At 64.7% G+C, this 17253-nt stretch carries 13 protein-coding genes; 9 read left to right on the top strand and 4 right to left on the bottom strand.

Annotated elements, in window-relative coordinates; all coding sequences use genetic code 11:
- The first annotated feature begins 3 nt into the window (after positions 1–3).
- Complete coding sequence (otnI, locus tag ACMGF8_RS19145) at positions 4–801, top strand: 2-oxo-tetronate isomerase (RefSeq protein WP_416756967.1); 798 nt, start codon at positions 4–6, stop codon at positions 799–801.
- 416 nt (positions 802–1217) lie between these two features.
- On the top strand, positions 1218–2285 hold the full coding sequence (locus ACMGF8_RS19150; RefSeq protein WP_250330187.1) for an alpha/beta fold hydrolase: 1068 nt from the start codon (positions 1218–1220) through the stop codon (positions 2283–2285).
- 354 nt (positions 2286–2639) lie between these two features.
- On the opposite strand, the gene ACMGF8_RS19155 is transcribed toward ACMGF8_RS19150, so the two are convergent.
- The 4 genes from ACMGF8_RS19155 to ACMGF8_RS19170 form a co-directional block, all read right to left on the bottom strand.
- Entirely contained in the window at positions 2640–3452 is an 813-nt protein-coding gene (locus ACMGF8_RS19155; protein ID WP_416756968.1) for a DeoR/GlpR family DNA-binding transcription regulator, read from the bottom strand.
- 122 nt (positions 3453–3574) lie between these two features.
- Positions 3575–4315, bottom strand: a complete 741-nt coding sequence (locus ACMGF8_RS19160) for a substrate-binding periplasmic protein (RefSeq protein ID WP_102864548.1) — start codon at positions 4313–4315, stop codon at positions 3575–3577.
- Positions 4316–4389: 74 nt separating this feature from the next.
- A complete protein-coding gene (locus tag ACMGF8_RS19165; RefSeq protein ID WP_416756969.1) occupies positions 4390–5973 on the bottom strand; it encodes a hypothetical protein in 1584 nt (527 codons plus the stop codon).
- On the bottom strand, positions 5970–8492 hold the full coding sequence (locus ACMGF8_RS19170) for a hypothetical protein (RefSeq protein WP_416756970.1): 2523 nt from the start codon (positions 8490–8492) through the stop codon (positions 5970–5972). Before ACMGF8_RS19170 ends, ACMGF8_RS19165 begins: the two co-directional genes overlap by 4 nt.
- Positions 8493–8672: 180 nt before the next feature.
- Here ACMGF8_RS19170 and ACMGF8_RS19175 point away from each other — a divergent pair, with 180 nt between their 5' ends.
- The 7 genes from ACMGF8_RS19175 to ACMGF8_RS19205 all read left to right on the top strand — a co-directional run bounded on the left by ACMGF8_RS19175 (position 8673) and on the right by ACMGF8_RS19205 (position 17251).
- A complete protein-coding gene (locus ACMGF8_RS19175; RefSeq protein ID WP_115582338.1) occupies positions 8673–9704 on the top strand; it encodes a lysozyme inhibitor LprI family protein in 1032 nt (343 codons plus the stop codon).
- 277 nt (positions 9705–9981) lie between these two features.
- Positions 9982–11178 carry an enoyl-ACP reductase FabV gene (gene fabV, locus ACMGF8_RS19180; protein ID WP_102864552.1) on the top strand — a complete coding sequence of 399 codons (1197 nt, stop codon included), beginning with the start codon at positions 9982–9984 and terminating at the stop codon, positions 11176–11178.
- A 229-nt stretch (positions 11179–11407) separates the two neighbouring features.
- The gene (locus tag ACMGF8_RS19185) at positions 11408–12106 is read left to right on the top strand and encodes an AzlC family ABC transporter permease (RefSeq protein ID WP_115582340.1); all 699 of its coding nucleotides are present in this window, start codon (positions 11408–11410) and stop codon (positions 12104–12106) included.
- A complete protein-coding gene (locus ACMGF8_RS19190) occupies positions 12106–12417 on the top strand; it encodes an AzlD domain-containing protein (protein ID WP_162884178.1) in 312 nt (103 codons plus the stop codon). The genes ACMGF8_RS19185 and ACMGF8_RS19190 overlap by 1 nt, the downstream gene beginning before the upstream one ends.
- 68 nt (positions 12418–12485) lie before the next feature.
- Positions 12486–13475: an SMI1/KNR4 family protein gene (locus tag ACMGF8_RS19195; RefSeq protein WP_102864555.1), complete on the top strand. Its 990-nt coding sequence runs from the start codon at positions 12486–12488 to the stop codon at positions 13473–13475.
- Positions 13472–14443, top strand: a complete 972-nt coding sequence (gene nudK / locus ACMGF8_RS19200; protein WP_207167754.1) for a GDP-mannose pyrophosphatase NudK — start codon at positions 13472–13474, stop codon at positions 14441–14443. The genes ACMGF8_RS19195 and nudK overlap by 4 nt, the downstream gene beginning before the upstream one ends.
- A 237-nt stretch (positions 14444–14680) precedes the next feature.
- Positions 14681–17251, top strand: a complete 2571-nt coding sequence (locus ACMGF8_RS19205; RefSeq protein WP_207167758.1) for an EAL domain-containing protein — start codon at positions 14681–14683, stop codon at positions 17249–17251.
- Positions 17252–17253: the final 2 nt, after the last annotated feature.

A 17253-nucleotide genomic window follows, 5' to 3' on the forward strand; every position in this document is an offset into this window, starting at 1 on the left:
CCCATGCCTCGTTTTGCTGCCAACCTCAGCATGCTCTACCCGGAACATGCCTTTCTTGAACGTTTCGCCGCCGCAGCGGCAGACGGCTTCACGGCCGTGGAGTACCTGTTTCCCTACGACTACAGCCCCCAGGTGCTCAAGCAGCACCTGGACGATCATGGCCTGCAGCAGGCCCTGTTCAACGCGCCGCCCGGTGACTGGGCGGCGGGGGAGCGTGGCATCGTCTCCCTGCCCGGACGCGAGCAGGAGTTCCGCCAGGGCTTCGACAAGGCCCTGGAGTACGCCGCGGTGCTGGGCAATTCACGGATCCACGTGATGGCCGGCCTGCTGCCGTCGGAACAGGACCGGGCCCGCCATCACGCGGTGTACCTGGAGAACCTGGCCCACGCCGCGACCCAGGCGGCCAAGGTCGGGGTCACCGTGCTGCTGGAGCCGATCAACACCCGGGACATGCCGGGGTTCTTCCTCAATCGCCAGGACCAGGCCCAGGCCCTCTGCAAGGAAGTGGGTGCGGCCAACCTCAAGGTGCAGTTCGACTGCTACCACTGCCAGATCGTCGAAGGCGACCTGGCGGTAAAACTGCGGCGGGATCTGCCGGGCATCGGCCATATCCAGATCGCCGGGGTTCCGGATCGTCACGAGCCGGACCTTGGCGAGCTGAACTATCCCTACCTGTTCCAATTGATGGACGAGCTCGGCTATGACGGCTGGGTCGGTTGCGAATACCGCCCGCGTGGCGACACCTCCGCCGGCCTGCAATGGCTGCGCGACTGGCAGGCGCGCCAAGGCTCGGCGGTGTAGCCGCTACTGCAGGTTGCGCAGGAAAAGGTATCTGGGGAACGTCGCGCAAGGCCCTGCGGGCATCGCTTTATGTAGCCGCTGCCGAAGGCTGCGAACGAGCCGCAGGCTCTCAGCGATTCCGCGACCGCCGAGGCCCCTGCGGGCCTTCGCGCATCGCTTTATGTAGCCGCTGCCGGAGGCTGCGAACGAGCCGCAGGCTCGCAGCGATTCCCCGGCCGCCGAGGCCCCTGCAGGCCTTCGCGCATCGTTTTATGTAGCCGCTGCCGAAGGCTGCGAACGAGCCGTAGGCTCGCAGCGATTCCGCGGCCGCCGAGGCCCCTGCGGTGCCTTGCGCAGCCTGCGGCAGCGGCTACAGAGGGTACGCAGGCCACGAACGGCTTGCGATGATTCGTAGCGATAAACACAGGAGTTTTTTCATGCAGCGTCTTGTCTGCCGGGCCGCGTTCGGCCTGATTCTGTCCCTGGGCGGTATGTCCCTGGCCGCGGCCGCGAGCCTGCCGCCGGCCACCGAGGGCGATTGGGTCGCTCCGCAGTTCACTTTCCACAACGGCGAACAGCTGGCCAACCTGAAACTGCACTACATCACCCTGGGCAACCCCAAGCACCCGGCGATCCTCTATCTGCACGGCACCTATCGGCCGGCCAGCGACCTGCTGAGCAAGGATTTTGGCGGCGAGCTGTTCGGCCCGGGGCAACCTCTGGACGCGAGCAAGTATTACATCATCGCCACCGACGGCATTGGCGTCGGCCAGTCGAGCAAGCCTTCCGATGGCCTGCGCGCGCGGTTTCCCCAGTACAACTACGACGACATGGTCCAGGCCCAGTACCGCTTGGTCACCGAGGGGCTGGGGGTCAAGCACCTGCGCCTGATCATCGGCAATTCCATGGGCGGCATGCAGACCTGGCTCTGGGGCCAGCAATGGCCGCAGATGATGGACGCGCTGGTGCCCATGGCCTCCCAGCCCGGGGAAATGTCCTCGCGCAACTGGATGATGCGCCGGCTGCTGGTGGAGTCGATCAAGCAGGACCCAGCCTGGGACAACGGCAATTACCGGGTCCAGCCGCCGTCTCTGCGTCTGGCCAATGCGTTGTTCGCCACTGGCACCAGCGGCGGCACCCTGGCCTATCAGGCCCTGGCGCCGACCCGGGCCCAGGCCGACCAGTTGGTGGATGAACGCCTCAAGGCGCCACAGACCGCCGATGCCAACGACTTCATCTACCAGTGGCAGTCTTCGGCGGACTACAACGCCGCGCCGGGGTTGAGCAAGATCCAGGCGCCGGTACTGGTGATCAACGCCGCGGACGATGAGCGCAACCCACCGGAAACCGGCACCCTGCAAGCGGCGCTCAAGCAAGTGAAAGATGCTCGCCTGCTGTTGATTCCCGCCAGCGCCGAAACTCGCGGGCACGGCACCACCGGCATGGCCCGGTTCTATGCTCGTGAGCTGGGGCAGTTCATGGCCGACACCGAGAGAGCCCACTAGGCTCTGTCCCAACAGTGTTGAGACGAAGGTCAGGCAAGGCGAAAACGCTCGAGGAACGGTCGGGGGGCGCGTTCGACTTTACGGGGTGTAGATGAGCCTTCCGATCGGACTCGCGCACGAGACCGTTTTCCACGCAGCATCACCGCGTATCAAGGCTTTTCGTACAAAGCCTAGGGAGGGCTGTTCACTCTTTGTGGCGAGGGAGCCTGCTCATGCCGGGTGGCGCCGCCGCCCCAAACCCGGACGGCGCGACCTTTCGGGGATTGAGGGGCATCAGGCATTGCGTCTGCTGCGCAGATGAGTGGGAGCAAGTTCCCTGGCCACGGATTGCAGGTGTTGGGGGCTATCGCTGGCTCAGGATTGTGCCGGCAGCAGCAATTCCACACCGTGCTTGCGAATGCCGTCCGCCGCTGCGGGGGCCAGGGCCGCGTCGCTGATGATGATGTCGAACTGCTCCAGGTCGGCGATCTTGTACATGCCGAAGGTGCCGTACTTGGAGCTGCTGGCCACCAGCACCGCCTGGGTCGCCGACTGCATCGCCACCTGCTTGACCTCGACCTTCAATGCCGAGGGCGTGGTGATGCCCCGGCGCAGGTCCCAGGAACTGGTGGAGATAAAGGCGATGTCCGTCACCACCTGACGCAGGGTGGCCACCGCCAGCCCGCCGACACAGGAATGGTTGGAGTGATCCAACTGGCCACCGGTGTGAATCACCGTGACCTGGGGCGCCTCCATCAATGCCTGGGCCACGCCGAAATCGTTGGTGATCACGGTCATCCCCGACAGCGCCTTGATGTAGGGCACGATCTCCAGGGTGCTGGTGCCGGCATCCAGGTACACCGTCATGTCCGCGTGCAACAGGCCCGCCGCGAGCTTGGCCATGGCCTGCTTCTGCGGCAATTCCACCACGGCCTTGGATTGATGGCTGGGCTCGCTGTGCAACTGACTGGCGATGCGCACGCCACCGGTCACCGAATGGGCGCGGCCTTCCTGTTCCAGCAGGGCGATATCCCGGCGCACCGTCATGTGCGAGCAGTCGAACATCTCCATCAGCTGATGCACGCTGAGTACCTGATGCTTGCGCAACTGGCGCAGGATCTGCTCGCGGCGCTGTTCCGGAATCATCGGGGCGTTGCTGTCAGTGGCGAGGTCCTTGGGACTGGGCATTGGGGCTCCGGATTGGCGGGTCGGCAACGACAGAAATGGGCTCGTCATAGTAGCGAAACTCGCCGCCGCGGACGAGATTTACTGCCGTTCACAAGTCAGCAAATTCTATCTTGAGGCCGTCGTCAGCAGTCGCTTGAGCAGGCAGTGCGGTCGATATGCCAGCGCTGTTTGAGCCGTTGCAGGCTGCCATCGCGTTTCATCGCCTCCAGCGCCCGCTGCCAGCGGGCGACCCGGGCGGCGTCGACCTTGGGGGAAAAGGCGATGTAGGCGTCCTGGCGCATCAGCGGCATCTGGTAGCTCAACTGATCGAAGGGCATGCCTTCTTCGGCGGCGAAGGTGCTGATGCTCATGGTGTCGGCCACCAGGTATTGCACCCGTCCCAGTCGCAGCAGGCGAATCATGACCTGCGGGCTGTCCACACCCCACAGATTGTCCAGCCCCTGTTGCTTGAGGTAGCGGTAGACCAGCCACTTGCGCGGTACGGCAATCTGTCCCCGGGTCTGGTGCAGGTCGGTGACTGCGCTGTGGTCGCCAGTGCGGGCGTACAGCGCGGTTTCGGTCTGCATCAGCGGCCCCACCCACTGATAGCGCGACTCGCGCTCGGCCGTGCGCAAAATGGTAAACACCGCGGTGTCTTCGGCCTCGCTGGCATCGCGCAAGGCGCGCAACATCGGCCGTTGCTGCACCTGCACCGGATCACCGGTGCGTTGCGCCAGGGCTTGCACCACCTCCACAGCGAAGCCCGTCATGTGCTCGCCCTGCTGAAAGTGCAGCGGCGGGTGGTTGTCGGTCAGCATGCGCAACTCGCCAGCGTGAGCGGTGAGGCTCAACAGCGACAGCATGGTCCCCAGTACCCAGTTCATCGTGTTCCTTGAATAGACAGAAGAGCAGAGCTTAGTACGAGCCCCTACGAGGCGTCGCCAGAAAAAACAAGGCGTCATGGGTCGGCACGCTGATAGACCCGGGCGTTGGTCTCGTCACACTGACGACACTGCAGCAGCCGGCTTTCCGTCATCAAGGCCAGGGTTGAATACAGCCGGTCTTCGGTCAGTCCGGGTTGCCAGGCCTTGTCGGTACCGGACAGCAGGGACACCAGGCCTTGGTCCTCGAGGCTGATGCGCAGCCTTGGCTTGGCCTCGGTCATGCGGATGGCAGCGATGCCGAAGTGCTGGCTCAGCAGGTTGTTCTCGATCAGGTTGAGGACCAGTTCCGACAGGCTGATCTGTTGTTTGCGCTGCAGTGAGCGAGCCCAGTACTGCAATGACAGCCGCGCCTGGCCCCCCTGGTCCAGATAGGCGCTGTGCCGGGGGCAGGCGCTGAGGTCCTGGGTGATGGCCGCCACCAGAAACAGCAACTGCAAGGCCTCGCCGGCGGCTTGCTCGTCGTGGTTGTCGATGTATCCCAGCAGACGGTCGATGCGCTCGAACAGATCCAGCTCGGCCACTTGCAGCCCCGCCTCCAGCAAGTTCGCGGCCTGCGGGGACAAGGCCCGGTAATGTTCCAGGACCGCTTGCACCGAGCTCTCGGCCCGCAGTGGGATGCAGTCCAGGGACAGCAGTCGGTCGCGCAGTGCCTCACTGCTGTGCAGGCCCTGGGCGATATGCAATTCCATCCAGCCGAACAGGCTTTCAAAGGCCAGGCGCTGGGCCTGGCGCAATTGCAGGACTCGCCACAGTGCCTGGGTCGGGGCCAGTCCGGTCACCTGCTCGGCCGGGAAGTCGGACAGGGGCAGCAGCGCCATGGCCCGGCGCAGCACCGGCAGGCTGGTTTCGCTGCCCAGCACCTGCAACGTGGCGCGGATCAGGTTGATGGAACACTCGCGGTGGCTGGCCCTGGGGTTTTTCGCCGTTCCCGCCGGTGGGTAGAACTCGTCGCGAAAAATCCGTGCTTCCTGGCGGGTTGGCCAATTGCGATCCCACTTCAGATGCACGGCGCCGGCCTGCTTGGCACTGCCCTGCAGGTCTTCGACGCAGATCAGCCACGGATAGAGCGCCAGCGTACGCAAACCTTTATCCAGGGCCCGGGCCAGTGCTTCACCCGCTTCGGTGACGCCGTAGGTGCCGTCGGGTTGCGGCCAGGCCAGGCCCAGGCCGGTGTCAGGCTTGAACGAGGGGCCGTACTGCACCGCATCGAACCAGCTGGGGCCGCGATGCCAGGTCTTGAAGTCCAGGGTGAAAGGGCCGTTGCCGGGCGGGCTGTACTGGCGATTGCCGGCCATGTAGGCACCGTCACCGACCAACTGATGACTCCAGCCGAACAGCACCTCGATCTTTTCCCTGAAGCGTTGGAAGCGCTGACCCGCGGGCAGTTCGCCCGAGTAGGTCTGGTTGTGCTGATTGAAGATCCATACCGCCCAGCACATCACTGAATACGGACGAATCCATTGGGTACCGTTGTTGATCCCGGGCATGAACTGGTCCATCAGTTCCAGGTTGGCCTGTCGCAGTCCGAGGTAATCCACGCCGCCGCTCTCACGCACGGAGGGGGAGACGAAAAAGGCACGTTGTGGCAATGGGTTCATGGTTCGAGTGACACCATCAGGGCCTGGCAATACTGGCATTGGTTGATGCGACGTTGTTTCAGGCGAGCAAGGGCTTCGCGCTCCACCGGGGCGTAGCACTGGCGGGTGTTAGGGCAACTGCGGATGGTGCGGTGGTTGACCCGGTAGTAACCCGGCCGGGAGCTGTTGGGGGAGTGGATGTGTTGCAGCGCGGTGATCTCTTGCGCAGTGAAACGATCCGCCGGCAGGCGTTGCTGGCGGGCCTGTTGACGATCTTCGATGTAGTGGCTGAGCAACGCCCGCAAGGTACGGGTGTGTTGCACCGCATCCAGGGCCGCCAGGGCCTCGGCCACCCCGTGGTCCACCAGCCGTTGCGCAGGTTCCTGGTTGAACCAGCGTTGTGCCAGGTGCCGGGCCTGGACGAAGTCCACGGGCCCCTGGCCGTAGCGTTCCAGGTACTCATGCAGGGTGGTGGCGTCCAGCGTCCCCAGGGTTGCGGCAGAGGTCAGCCTGCCCGGCAGCGCCAGGGTGGCGGCCAGGCCGTAGACCGCTTCGTCCACCAGTGGGCGATCTTCGGCAGCCAGTTGCGCATGGTCGACGCAGTTGAGCCAGCGCTGGGCAAAATCCCGGGCATTGACCGGCAGGTGCAGGCGACGCAAATAGAAGTCCAGGGCGACATGGCACCAGACATACAGCAGCTGGGCTTTCTTGCGGCTGCTCAGGCCCTTGAGGTTGACCAGACTCTGCAGGGTCTGGTTGAACTCGTTGATCAGGTTGGGAGAGGGCAGCGATTCGAGGTTGGGGTCCGACGCCGGATCGAAGTCGCTGTCCTCTCGACCATCGTCCCGTTCGATGATAGGTGCCGCATCACCGTGCCCCACGGGTCCTTGCCCGGGGTTGGCGTGGTGCAGCAAGCCTGCGATGGCCTGGAGCAACGCCCAACTGCCATCGCGGCCGGTAGCGGCTTTGGCCACGCTCGGCAGCCAGTGGCGAGGGCGCTGGGGCGGCTGTAGCGCAGGCGGCTCAGTGCCGCCTGGCGGGTTGACGGGCGTCGTGGCGGGCTTAGTGCGTAGCGGTGCATCGGGCTCTTCGGGCAGTTGTTGCGCGTGCAGCACCAGGCAGTTGAGCAGGATCTGCAGGTCGCCCTGGGCCTGGTTGCCCCCCAGCAGTCGGCCCAGAGCCCCGCACAGGCTGCGAATCGGCAGGGGCATGCTCAGGTAGGCGTCAATGCAGACCCAGCCTCGGGCACTTTGTGTCGCGCGCTCCAAGCGCAGTTGCAGCCCCTCGTCCAGTCTGGTGTCCAGGGTCCGCTGCAGCGGCCATACGAAGCCGCCTTGCGCGGTCAGTTGCAGTGGCGCCGTTTCGAGGACTTCTTCGGCGCACTCCAGGGTCGCCAGCCATTCTCCGGCCAGCGCTTGCTGACCGATCAGCCGGCCTTCCAACTGCTGTTCTTCGTTGAGGCGTGCATAGACGCACAGGGTCGCCTCCTGGTCCTGGCGCTCGAAGGCGTCCGCTTCATAGCGCGGTGCTTCGACGGGCTCCCAGCACTCATCCGTGGCGCTGTCGAGCTTGCGCAGTACCGCCACTTCCACGTTGTCGGTGCTGTCCATGGAGGTCCGGGTGGCATTCACGCTGCCGGTCAGGGTCCAGCTGCCGGCGCCGCGCAACTCCAGCCACTTGGCGTGCAGCCGTCGCTGGTTGTGTTCGACCTTGGGCGTCACCCAGTCGATCTCGACTGGCCAGTCTCTGGTCTGCTCCAGGGGAAAGGAGCAGACGCCGTTGCCTGGAACCCCAACGGTGAGCCGAGGGATGCCCAAGGTCTTGAGCAGATGGCCCAGGGACTGTCCATCACGGCTGTGGAAGGGCGAAAGCAGCAGCAGGCTGTGCCAGCGCCGGCCTGCGGCGCGCTCGATCAATTGCTCGGTGATGGCGGTGTCCAGGGAATGCAGCAGTTCCACCGGCTGCGGTGGCGCCTGATCATGAAACTGCCGGCTGAGGGCCCGGGCCCGTTGAATGAAGGGCAAGAGGGCGCTGTCGTCGGCGATCTGCAGGTGCGGCCGGGTGCAGAGATTTTCCAGGAAGTCGGCGAAGTCGGCGAAAGCCCCCGGCTGCTCCCCGGCGCTGAGGACTTCCAGTACCTCGACATTGCCGCCGTGGCCGCCAAAGGTCAGGTTGCCGCTACCGACCATCAGCAGGTCCTGGTCCTCGCCGCGCAGGTAGGTGATCTTCGGGTGGAAAATGCCGTCTTTGACCCGTACCGGAATCAAGGCGTAATCCTTGCCCACATGCCGCGCCCGCAATTCCATCATTGAGGCGCGGTAACCCTGGATATCCACCAGCAGGGTGACTTTTTCACAGCCGGCTTCGCGCAGTCGAGGCAGCACGTAGCTTTCGAAGTAGGTCAGGCTCAGGGCATAGGTGGTGAACAGTGCCTCTTTCCACGGGCCGTTTTCGATGAAGTGCAGTGGCGACGGTCCGTTCGGGCCTGAGGGGGTGGGGGGGATGCCATCGTGTTCTCCAGTCCATGGGGCGAGGCTCAAGTCGGTGGCTGATTATCGGGCAACGCAGCGCTGTTGCAAGTGTCGGTGATGTCACAGTGCTTGCATGGGTGGTCATGGGGCCGGGAAGGCGGGGGCAGAGGGATTTTTTTCATGAATGCGGCGTGAGTAAGAAGTCGACGCAGGTATTCTTGCAAAGCCCTTTTTGAATGGAATCGAACCATGTCCGCCTCCCTTGTACGTCCACTGCGGGCCAGTGGCCTGCTGCTCGCTGTCCTGGCCTGTGCCACCGCGACCCAGGCCAGCAGCTTCGACTGCGCCAAGGCCGCCAGTGCCAGTGAGAAGGCCATCTGCGCCGACCCCTATACCGCCGGGCTGGACAGCCGGCTGGGCAAGGCCTGGACGGCGACCCTGGCCGAGGCCAAGGACCCCAAGGCGCTGCGCCTGGGCCAGCGTGAATGGCTCAAGCAGCGCGACCAGTGCCAGGCCGACCTGGGCTGTCTGCGCAGCCAATACCTGAGCCGGCTGACGGTGCTGCGCTATGTGAACATCCCGTTCAGTTGGCAGGGCACCTGGCAGCGGGTCTCGGTCAGCCCGTTCTACGGCGGTGAGCTGGTGATCCGGCGCAGCGGCGAGGATCGTCTGAGCTTCGACCTGTCGGCCATGGGCGGCGCCAATTCCGGTGCGCTGGCGGGCAAGCTGCAGCTCAAGGACGGTGAAGCCCGCTACGGCGTCGAGGGCTGCAAGCTGCGCTTCACCCCGCGCAACGGCCTGTTGCAGGTGACCCAGGAGGGCGATGCCTATGCCTGCGGCGCCGGTTCGGGGGTGTATTACGACGGGCTCTATGTGGCCTCCCGGCAAATCCTGGAGAACCCGTACGATTTGCTGTCCACCGCGCTGGTGCGTACCGAGGAGGAAGATCTGCGCGCCCGCAAGCTGCTGCAACAGGATTACCAGACCCTGCTCGACAGCGGCTCGGCGTTCTCCCAGGACACCTCGGCCGAGCTTCCGGGCGCCGAGGTCACCGATATGTGGCTGCAGGGGCTGGCTAGCACCAATGCGGCGATTTTCGTGCGCGGTGCCAAGGGTGAGTTGTGGGTCGCGCTGCTGGCGGTGGTGGGCCCCGCCGATGAAGTGCGGGTGCGCTACTACACCACCGAGCCTGCGTGGAAGCAGCGCCTGCCGGACGTGGTACAGCGCTGGTACGAGGCGCGCGGCCAGGGCCAGCAACTGCCGCTGGACAGGATGCCCTGAAGCACAGGCCGGCCGGACTTCATCATCTGTTGATGAATGTGGCCGCAGAAATTTCGCCGGGTGGATGCACAAGCCGGCCGGTGCAACTGCTAGAGTCTCGGCCCGGGCCGCCTGGATATCGCCCCGAGGGTGCCGGCACAGGGACGCCAGGCCTTGGCCTGCCGGGCAAATTCCATCAGTTGGTGACGCGAAGCCATTGTGAGCGTCTACGACCTTAGCAAGTGACACTGCCGCCGCCGTTACCGGCGCCTGGCACATTGAAATTGGGAGATTGTAAATGGTCATCAAACCCCGCGTTCGCGGCTTTATCTGTGTGACGACCCATCCGGTGGGTTGCGAAGCCAACGTCAAGCAGCAGATCGATTACGTCACCCAGCAGGGCGCCATCGACGCAGGGCCGAAGAACGTGCTGGTCCTCGGCGCATCCACCGGTTACGGCCTGGCCGCGCGGATCACCGCCGCCTTCGGTTGCGGCGCCAACACCCTGGGGGTGTTCTTCGAGCGCGGCAGCGTTGACGGCAAGCTGGGCACCGCCGGCTGGTACAACACCGCGGCGTTCCACAAGTTCGCCGAAGAAAAGGGCCTGTACGCCAAGAGCATCAACGGTGACGCCTTCTCCGACGCGGTCAAGGCCGAGACCATCGAAACCATCAAGCGCGACCTGGGCAAGATCGACCTGGTGGTCTACAGCCTGGCGGCGCCGCGTCGCACCCACCCCAAGACCGGTGAAGTGCTGAGTTCGACCCTCAAGCCCCTGGGCAAGTCCGTGACCCTGCGCGGTGTCGACACCGACAAGGAAATCGTCAAGGAAACCACCCTGCAACCGGCGACCCAGGAAGAGATCGACGGCACCGTGGCGGTGATGGGCGGCGAAGACTGGCAGATGTGGATCGACGCCCTGCACGACGCCGGTGTCCTGGCCGAAGGCGCGAAAACCACCGCCTTCACCTACCTGGGCGAGAAGCTGACCCACGACATCTACTGGAACGGTTCGATTGGCGAAGCCAAGAAGGACCTGGACCAGAAAGTCATCGGCATGCGCCAGCAACTGGCCGACCTGGGCGGCGACGCTCGGGTGTCGGTGCTCAAGGCCGTGGTCACCCAGGCCAGCTCGGCGATCCCGATCATGCCGCTGTACCTGTCGCTGCTGTTCAAGGTGATGAAGGAGCAGGGCAGCCACGAAGGTTGCATCGAGCAGGTCTACGGCCTGTACAAGGACAGCCTGTACAACAGCGAGCCGGTGATCGACCAGGAAGGCCGCCTGCGTGCCGACTACAAGGAACTGCAACCCGAAGTCCAGGATCGGGTCAAGCAGCTGTGGGACCAGGTCACCAGCGAGAACCTCTACGAAATGACCGATTTCGTCGGTTACAAGCAAGAGTTCCTGCGCCTGTTCGGTTTCGAGATCGAAGGGGTCGACTACGAAGCCGACGTCGATCCGGACGTGAAGATCAGCAACCTGATCCAGCTGTAATCCGCGTCTAGCGTCAGCCAGCGCCCCTCCTTCGTGAGGGGCGTTGTCGTTTCTGCCCCCGTATTTCATCGAGGAGCCGGCTTGCCGGTGCATGCCTTGTGCGGGTCTTGGCGACGCCTTCGCTGGCAAGCCAGCTCCTAGGGTGGTGGTGCAATTGCGCAAGATTGTTCAAGCCAGGGGGCGCCGGCAGATGGCACAGTCAGCGTCCGTTATCTGTGTGCAGGGTGTCATGTCCAGCGTTCTCTTACCTCGTGCCGCCTTTATCCGCGGCGCCATCGCCATCATGCCGCTGTCCCTGGCCACCGCGCCTTGGGGGCTGCTGGCCGGTTCCATGGCCATCGAAGCCAATCTCACGCCGCTGCAGGGCCAGGGCTTGTCGAGCATCGTCTTTGCCGGCGCCGCGCAACTGGTGGCCATCGGCATGCTCAAGGGCGGGGCAGGGATCTTCTCGATCCTGCTGACCACCTTGCTGCTCACGTCCCAGCACTTGCTCTACGGCATGAGCCTGCGCTCGGTGATCTCGCCCTTGCCCGGGCGCTGGCGGGTGGGCCTGGGCTTTCTGCTCACCGATGAGCTGTTCGCCTTGACCAGCGCCCACGACAAGCAGCAGTTCGACCGCTGGTACGCCCTGGGCGTGGGCCTGACCTTTTATGTGGCCTGGAACCTGTTCACCCTGCTGGGCATCGTGCTGGGCAAGAGCATTCCGGGCCTGGAGCACCTGGGCCTGGACTTTTCCATCGCCGCCACCTTCATCGCCCTGATCACGCCGCTGGTGCGCAATGTGCCCACCGTGGTCTGTGTCGCAGTGTCGCTGCTGTGCTCGGTGCTGTTCAGCTACTGGCAGTGGGGCTCGGCGCTGGTCCTGGCGGGCCTGGCGGGGATGGCTGCGGGTTTTGTCTGCAACAAACTGTATCGGGGGCAAGCATGATGGTCTGGGCAGTCATCTTCGGCATGGGCCTGTTGGTCTTTCTCAATCGCTACGTGTTTCTCGAACCGCGCCTGCCGCTGCGCCTGAGCAGCAATGCCCGGCAGTTCCTCGGCTTTGCGGTGCCGGGCATGCTCACCGCCATCTGCGGGCCGATCGTGTTCATGCCCGATCACCAGTTGAACCTGCACTGGGACAATCCCTACCTGCTGAGCTCGCTGGTGGCCATTGCGCTGGTGATCTACACCCGCAACACCCTGGTCAGCATGTTGCTGAGCATGGGGTTCTTTTTCTTTCTGCGCTGGTGGCTCTGAGGGCCATTTGCGCTAGCCTGTGCCGTTTTCGGCGCAGGCCGACCTTTAAACCGCAACGGATGCATCGGATGAGCGACTTCCCCCACGATATCGACCTGGACGCGTTCTGGGACCGGGCCACCCACTGCAAGATCAACCAGGCACCAGCCAGCGCCGCCATGATCGCCGAGCTGCAAGCCGAGCTGGGCTATCGCCTGCCGCCGTCCTATGTGGCGTTCATGAATCGCTACAACGGCGGGCGCCCGCACCTGTGCTGTTTCCCCACCGAACAAGGTACCTCCTGGGCTGAGGACCACTGCGCGATCGACAGCTTCCTGAGCATTGGCCGCGACGCCGCCTATTCGTTGGGCGGCAGCCTGGGCAGTCGTTTCAAAATCGAGAAATGGGGTTACCCGGACCTCGGGGTGTACATCTGCAATTGCCCGTCTGCCGGGCACGACATGGTGGCTCTGGACTACCGCGAATGCGGCCCCGAGGGCGAGCCGCGGGTGGTGCACGTGGATCAGGAACGCGACTATGCAGTGACCGTGCTGGCGCCGAATTTCGAGGCCTTTATCCGCGCTCTGGTGTCCCCCGAGGTCTACGACACCTCGGAGCAGGATTACCTGGACGATCTGGACAAGGTCGCCAGCGCGCCGTTTTCAGCGCTGCTGGAGGAGTTGCTCGAACAGTTCCACGAAGTGCCCGACCTGGGGCCGCTGATCCGCCAGATCGCCTTGCGCATCGTCCATGAAAAACGCTACTTCGCGCTGCACGCCGATCCGCTGTCGCAACTGCTGTATGACCTGCTGTTCTGGCTGTACCGCAACTGCTATCCGGTCAACGACAAAGAGTCGTACCTGCAGGTCTACTGCGACATGATCGCCTTCGCCAAGGGCTTCGGCACCGGTGGCTATGCCCCGGACTTCATCCACGACTGGTTTCGGGCACGGCTGGCCGGCGGCCAAATGCGCCAGGCGGCGGGCGGGTTGGTCTTGACGCCAGCCTATCGCGCGCAGTTGCTGGAACAACTCTCGGGGTTTCGCCCCCTCAGCCCAGACTCTCAGGAGCAGCCATGAGCGAGGCATCGATTCGCATCACCGCCGAACGGACCCTTTCTGATAATTGGTATGTGCTGAAGAAGTACAGCTTCGAGCTGCGTCGCCGCGACGGCAGCTGGCAGGCCCAGGACCGTGAGGTCTATGACCGGGGCAATGGCGCGACCATCCTGCTGTACAACCTCAAGCGGCGCACGGTGCTGCTGACCCGGCAGTTCCGCATGCCGGCCTTCGTCAACGACCACCACGGCTACCTGATCGAGACCGCTGCCGGCCTGCTGGACAACGCCAGCCCGGAGGTGCGCATCCGTCAGGAAGCACAGGAGGAAACCGGTTGCCGGGTAGGCGAGGTGCAGAAGGTTTTCGAAGCCTTCATGAGCCCGGGTTCGGTGACCGAGCGGGTGCATTTCTTCATCGGTCATTACCAGGCCGAGGACCGCATCGATGAAGGCGGCGGACTGGAGCACGAAGGCGAGGACATCGAGGTCCTGGAGCTGGACATCGACCAGGCCCTGGGCATGATCGACAGCGGCGAAATCATCGACGGCAAGACCATCATGCTCCTGCAATACCTGCAGCTGCATGTGCTCAAGCCGCGCAGCCTGATGGTGCTGGTGGCCGGTCCGTACCGCTCTGGCAGCGGCGACGATCCGGCGGTGCTGGCACGCAATGTCGCGGCCATGGAGCAGTGCGCCGCCCAGGTGCTGGCGGCCGGACATTTTCCGGTGCTGGGGGAGTGGGTGGCGTTGCCCATGACCCGGTTGGCGGGGTCCCTGGCGGTGGGCGATGAGATCTACAACGCGCAGTTCCACGCCTATGCCGAACGCCTGCTGGAGCGCTGTGATGCCGTGCTGCGCATCGGCGCGGCCTCGGCGGGCTGCGACGCCATGATGCGGGTCGCCGAGCGCCTGGGCCTGAGTGTCTATCACCGGGTTGAGCAATTGCCGGCTGTGACGCCGGGCGCGCTCCGGGCTGATTCCGACCGCTGATCCCGACGACTGATTCAGTGCAGCGCGGGGGCGGATCGATCGCCTGCGCTGGCCGTCAGCGCCTGCACCCCACCTTTCAAGAACCCCCTCAGCACAGCCGCAGCCTTCGTGCACCCGGCATTTCCAGGCCCCGCGGGAAAACACTGTCTATCGTCAATAGGCAAGCGCGAGCTTCGTCAAGGACTGTGTGGGGCAGGGCCTCAGCGGTCAGTTTGTCGCCATGGCGCCTGGAGCATTATGGAAAACCTCGGTCAGGACCCATCTCAAGGACGCAGCACCTCCAATCAGGCGCTGACTCGTGCCACCTTGCTGGGGTGCTCGGGGCTGCTGCTGGCGCTGTTCCTCTTCACCGGTGTGCTGCTGGTGTACATCGCCCTCGACCAGAACCTTTCCGCCGAACAGCACAATCGCCTGGATATCGAAAAGGCCCTGCAGTCTCTGGACAGCAATGCCCGCACCACGCTCAAGGACTATGCCCTGTGGGGTGACGCCTACCAGCACCTGCACCTGCGGGTCGACCTCGACTGGGCCTACACCCGGCAGAACTTCGGTCCGACCCTGTACTACGATCTGGGTTTTGACGGCGTGTTCGTGATCGGTCCGACAGGCCGCACCGTGTATTCCCTGGTGGCTGGGCGATTGGCGTCGATGGATGCCCGGGACTGGCTGGGGGAACAGCTGGCGCCCCTGGTGGAGGAGGTACGTTCGCAAGCCGGCGGCAAGGCCATCAGCCGTTACCATGCCATCGCCGGGACCCCGGCGCTGGTGGTGGCCGACCTGTTGAACCCAGGCAACGACCCGCAAGTGCGTGCCGACAGCGGGCCTCAGTCGGTGCTGATTTTCGTTGCGCGCCTGGAACCGTCGCGATTGTTGGCGCTGGGGCAGGGACTGGGCATCGAACAGTTGCAGGTGGCCGGCCCCGTGCCGGCCGCCGCACTGCCGTCCCTGACCCTGCCCGACGGCGCCGGAGTCCTGCAATGGCAACCGACCCGCCCCGGGCATCAGTTGCTGGTACTGGTGATGCCGTTGCTGCTGTTGGCGGGCCTGCTGGCGGGCATCATGGCCGGCTTCCTGTTGCGCCGGGCCGGCGCGGCGGCTCGGGTCATGGACGATCAGGTCCAGGCCCTGCGGGTCAGTCGTAGCGCCTTGCTGGCCAGTGAAGAACGCTTTCGCGACGTCGCCGAAGCAGCGTCCGACTGGATCTGGGAAGTGGACCGGCACTTGTGTTTTACCTACCTGTCCGAGCGTTTCGAGGTGGTCACCGGACTCTCTCGGGAGTCCGCGCTGGGGCGGCCGATGAACGAGCTGCTGAGCTCCGAGCAGGGGTCGCTGCTCAACTGGCTGGCGGCCCCGGAGCGGCGCTCCCAGGCGATCCTGCAATGCGCTTATCTGGATGGCCACCGGCAGCCGCGGATCTGCCGCCTTTCGGTGCGAGCCATGGCCGCCGGTGGTTATCGGGGCACCGCCAGCGACATTACCGAGGAGGTCGCCGCAAGGCGGCGGATCGAGTACCTGTCCCAGCACGATGCCCTCACCGGACTGGCCAACCGTACGCGCATGCAGGAGTTTCTCGAAGGCAAGCTGTTGGCCCTGCCGACCCTGCAGGAGCCCTTGTTGATGCTCAGCGTCGACCTCGATCGCTTCAAGCCGGTGAACGATCTGCTGGGGCATGCGGCGGGCGACCAGGTGCTGCATGAGGTGTCCCAGCGTCTGGCCCAATGCCTGCGGGGCGAGGATCTGGTGGCCCGGGTCGGGGGCGACGAGTTTGTCCTGGTGGTCCCGGGGCAGGTTGCCCAACCCGAGATCGAAGGCCTGTGCCGGCGCCTGATCGAGCGGATCGAAGAGCCTTTCTACATTGCCGAGCATGAAGTCTTCATCAGTGCCAGCATCGGCATTGCCCGGGCGCCGGTGGATGCCAGCCTGGCGGAGGAGCTGCTGCGTTTTGCCGACATCGCCCTGTATGAGGCCAAGGCGGCGGGGCGCAGTACCTGGCGGTTCTATGCCAGCGACATGAATGTGCGGATCATCGAACGCCGCGGCCTGGAGCGCGACCTGCGCCACGCCATCGAGCAGGATCAGTTGCTGCTGCAGTTCCAGCCACGCTATCGGCTGGCGGACGGACAGCTGGTGGGCGCCGAGGCGGTGGTGCGCTGGCAGCATCCCCAGCGTGGGCTGCTGGGGCCCGAGGTGTTCTCACCGATCGCCGAGGACACCGGGCTGATCCTGCCCTTGAGCAATTGGGTGCTGCACGCCGCCTGCCGCGCGGCCCGGGCCTGGCCCGAACGCCTGCTGCTGGCGGTCAACCTGTCGGCCGCCGAGTTCCAGCGTGGGCAACTGGTGGCCAGGATCAGGACCGTCCTGGGCCAGAGCGGGCTGGCGCCCTCGCGGCTGGTGCTGGAAATGACCGACAAGGCGCTGCTGGACGACGGTCGCCAGGTGCTGGAGATCATGCAGGGGCTCAAGGCCCTTGGGGTGCAACTGCTGATGGACGATTTCGGCAGCGGCTACTCGGCGCTGCAGTACCTGCGGACCTTTCCCCTGGACGGCCTGAAGATCGACAGCAGCCTGGTGGCGGGACTGGGCGGCAATCAGGCCGGGCATTCGATTGTCCAGGCCATCGTCGACCTGGGGCATGCCTTGAGTCTGACAGTGATTGCCGAAGGTGTGGAAAGCCCGGAGCAGTACCAGGCGCTGCAGGACATTCAGTGCGATCAGGCCCAGGGGCCGCACCTGAGTCCGCCTCTGGACAGCGACGCCTGGGTGAGGCTGTGCACCGAGCTGTCCCAGGCCAGCCGCTCTACCACTTAAGG

The sequence above is a fragment of the Pseudomonas sp. BNK-7 genome, from assembly GCF_048072025.1.
GTDB classification, from domain to species: Bacteria; Pseudomonadota; Gammaproteobacteria; order Pseudomonadales; family Pseudomonadaceae; genus Aquipseudomonas; species Aquipseudomonas danubii.

Bases quoted from the DNA above. Each gene is read 5' to 3' on its own strand.
- nudK (WP_207167754.1), top strand. From the start codon at position 13,472: ATGAGCGAGGCATCGATTCGCATCACCGCCGAACGGACCCTTTCTGAT.
- ACMGF8_RS19155 (WP_416756968.1), bottom strand. From the start codon at position 3,452: ATGCCCAGTCCCAAGGACCTCGCCACTGACAGCAACGCCCCGATGATT.
- fabV (WP_102864552.1), top strand. From the start codon at position 9,982: ATGGTCATCAAACCCCGCGTTCGCGGCTTTATCTGTGTGACGACCCAT.
- ACMGF8_RS19175 (WP_115582338.1), top strand. From the start codon at position 8,673: ATGTCCGCCTCCCTTGTACGTCCACTGCGGGCCAGTGGCCTGCTGCTC.
- ACMGF8_RS19190 (WP_162884178.1), top strand. From the start codon at position 12,106: ATGGTCTGGGCAGTCATCTTCGGCATGGGCCTGTTGGTCTTTCTCAAT.
- ACMGF8_RS19185 (WP_115582340.1), top strand. From the start codon at position 11,408: ATGTCCAGCGTTCTCTTACCTCGTGCCGCCTTTATCCGCGGCGCCATC.
- ACMGF8_RS19195 (WP_102864555.1), top strand. From the start codon at position 12,486: ATGAGCGACTTCCCCCACGATATCGACCTGGACGCGTTCTGGGACCGG.
- ACMGF8_RS19160 (WP_102864548.1), bottom strand. From the start codon at position 4,315: ATGAACTGGGTACTGGGGACCATGCTGTCGCTGTTGAGCCTCACCGCT.
- ACMGF8_RS19165 (WP_416756969.1), bottom strand. From the start codon at position 5,973: ATGAACCCATTGCCACAACGTGCCTTTTTCGTCTCCCCCTCCGTGCGT.
- ACMGF8_RS19205 (WP_207167758.1), top strand. From the start codon at position 14,681: ATGGAAAACCTCGGTCAGGACCCATCTCAAGGACGCAGCACCTCCAAT.
- otnI (WP_416756967.1), top strand. From the start codon at position 4: ATGCCTCGTTTTGCTGCCAACCTCAGCATGCTCTACCCGGAACATGCC.
- ACMGF8_RS19150 (WP_250330187.1), top strand. From the start codon at position 1,218: ATGCAGCGTCTTGTCTGCCGGGCCGCGTTCGGCCTGATTCTGTCCCTG.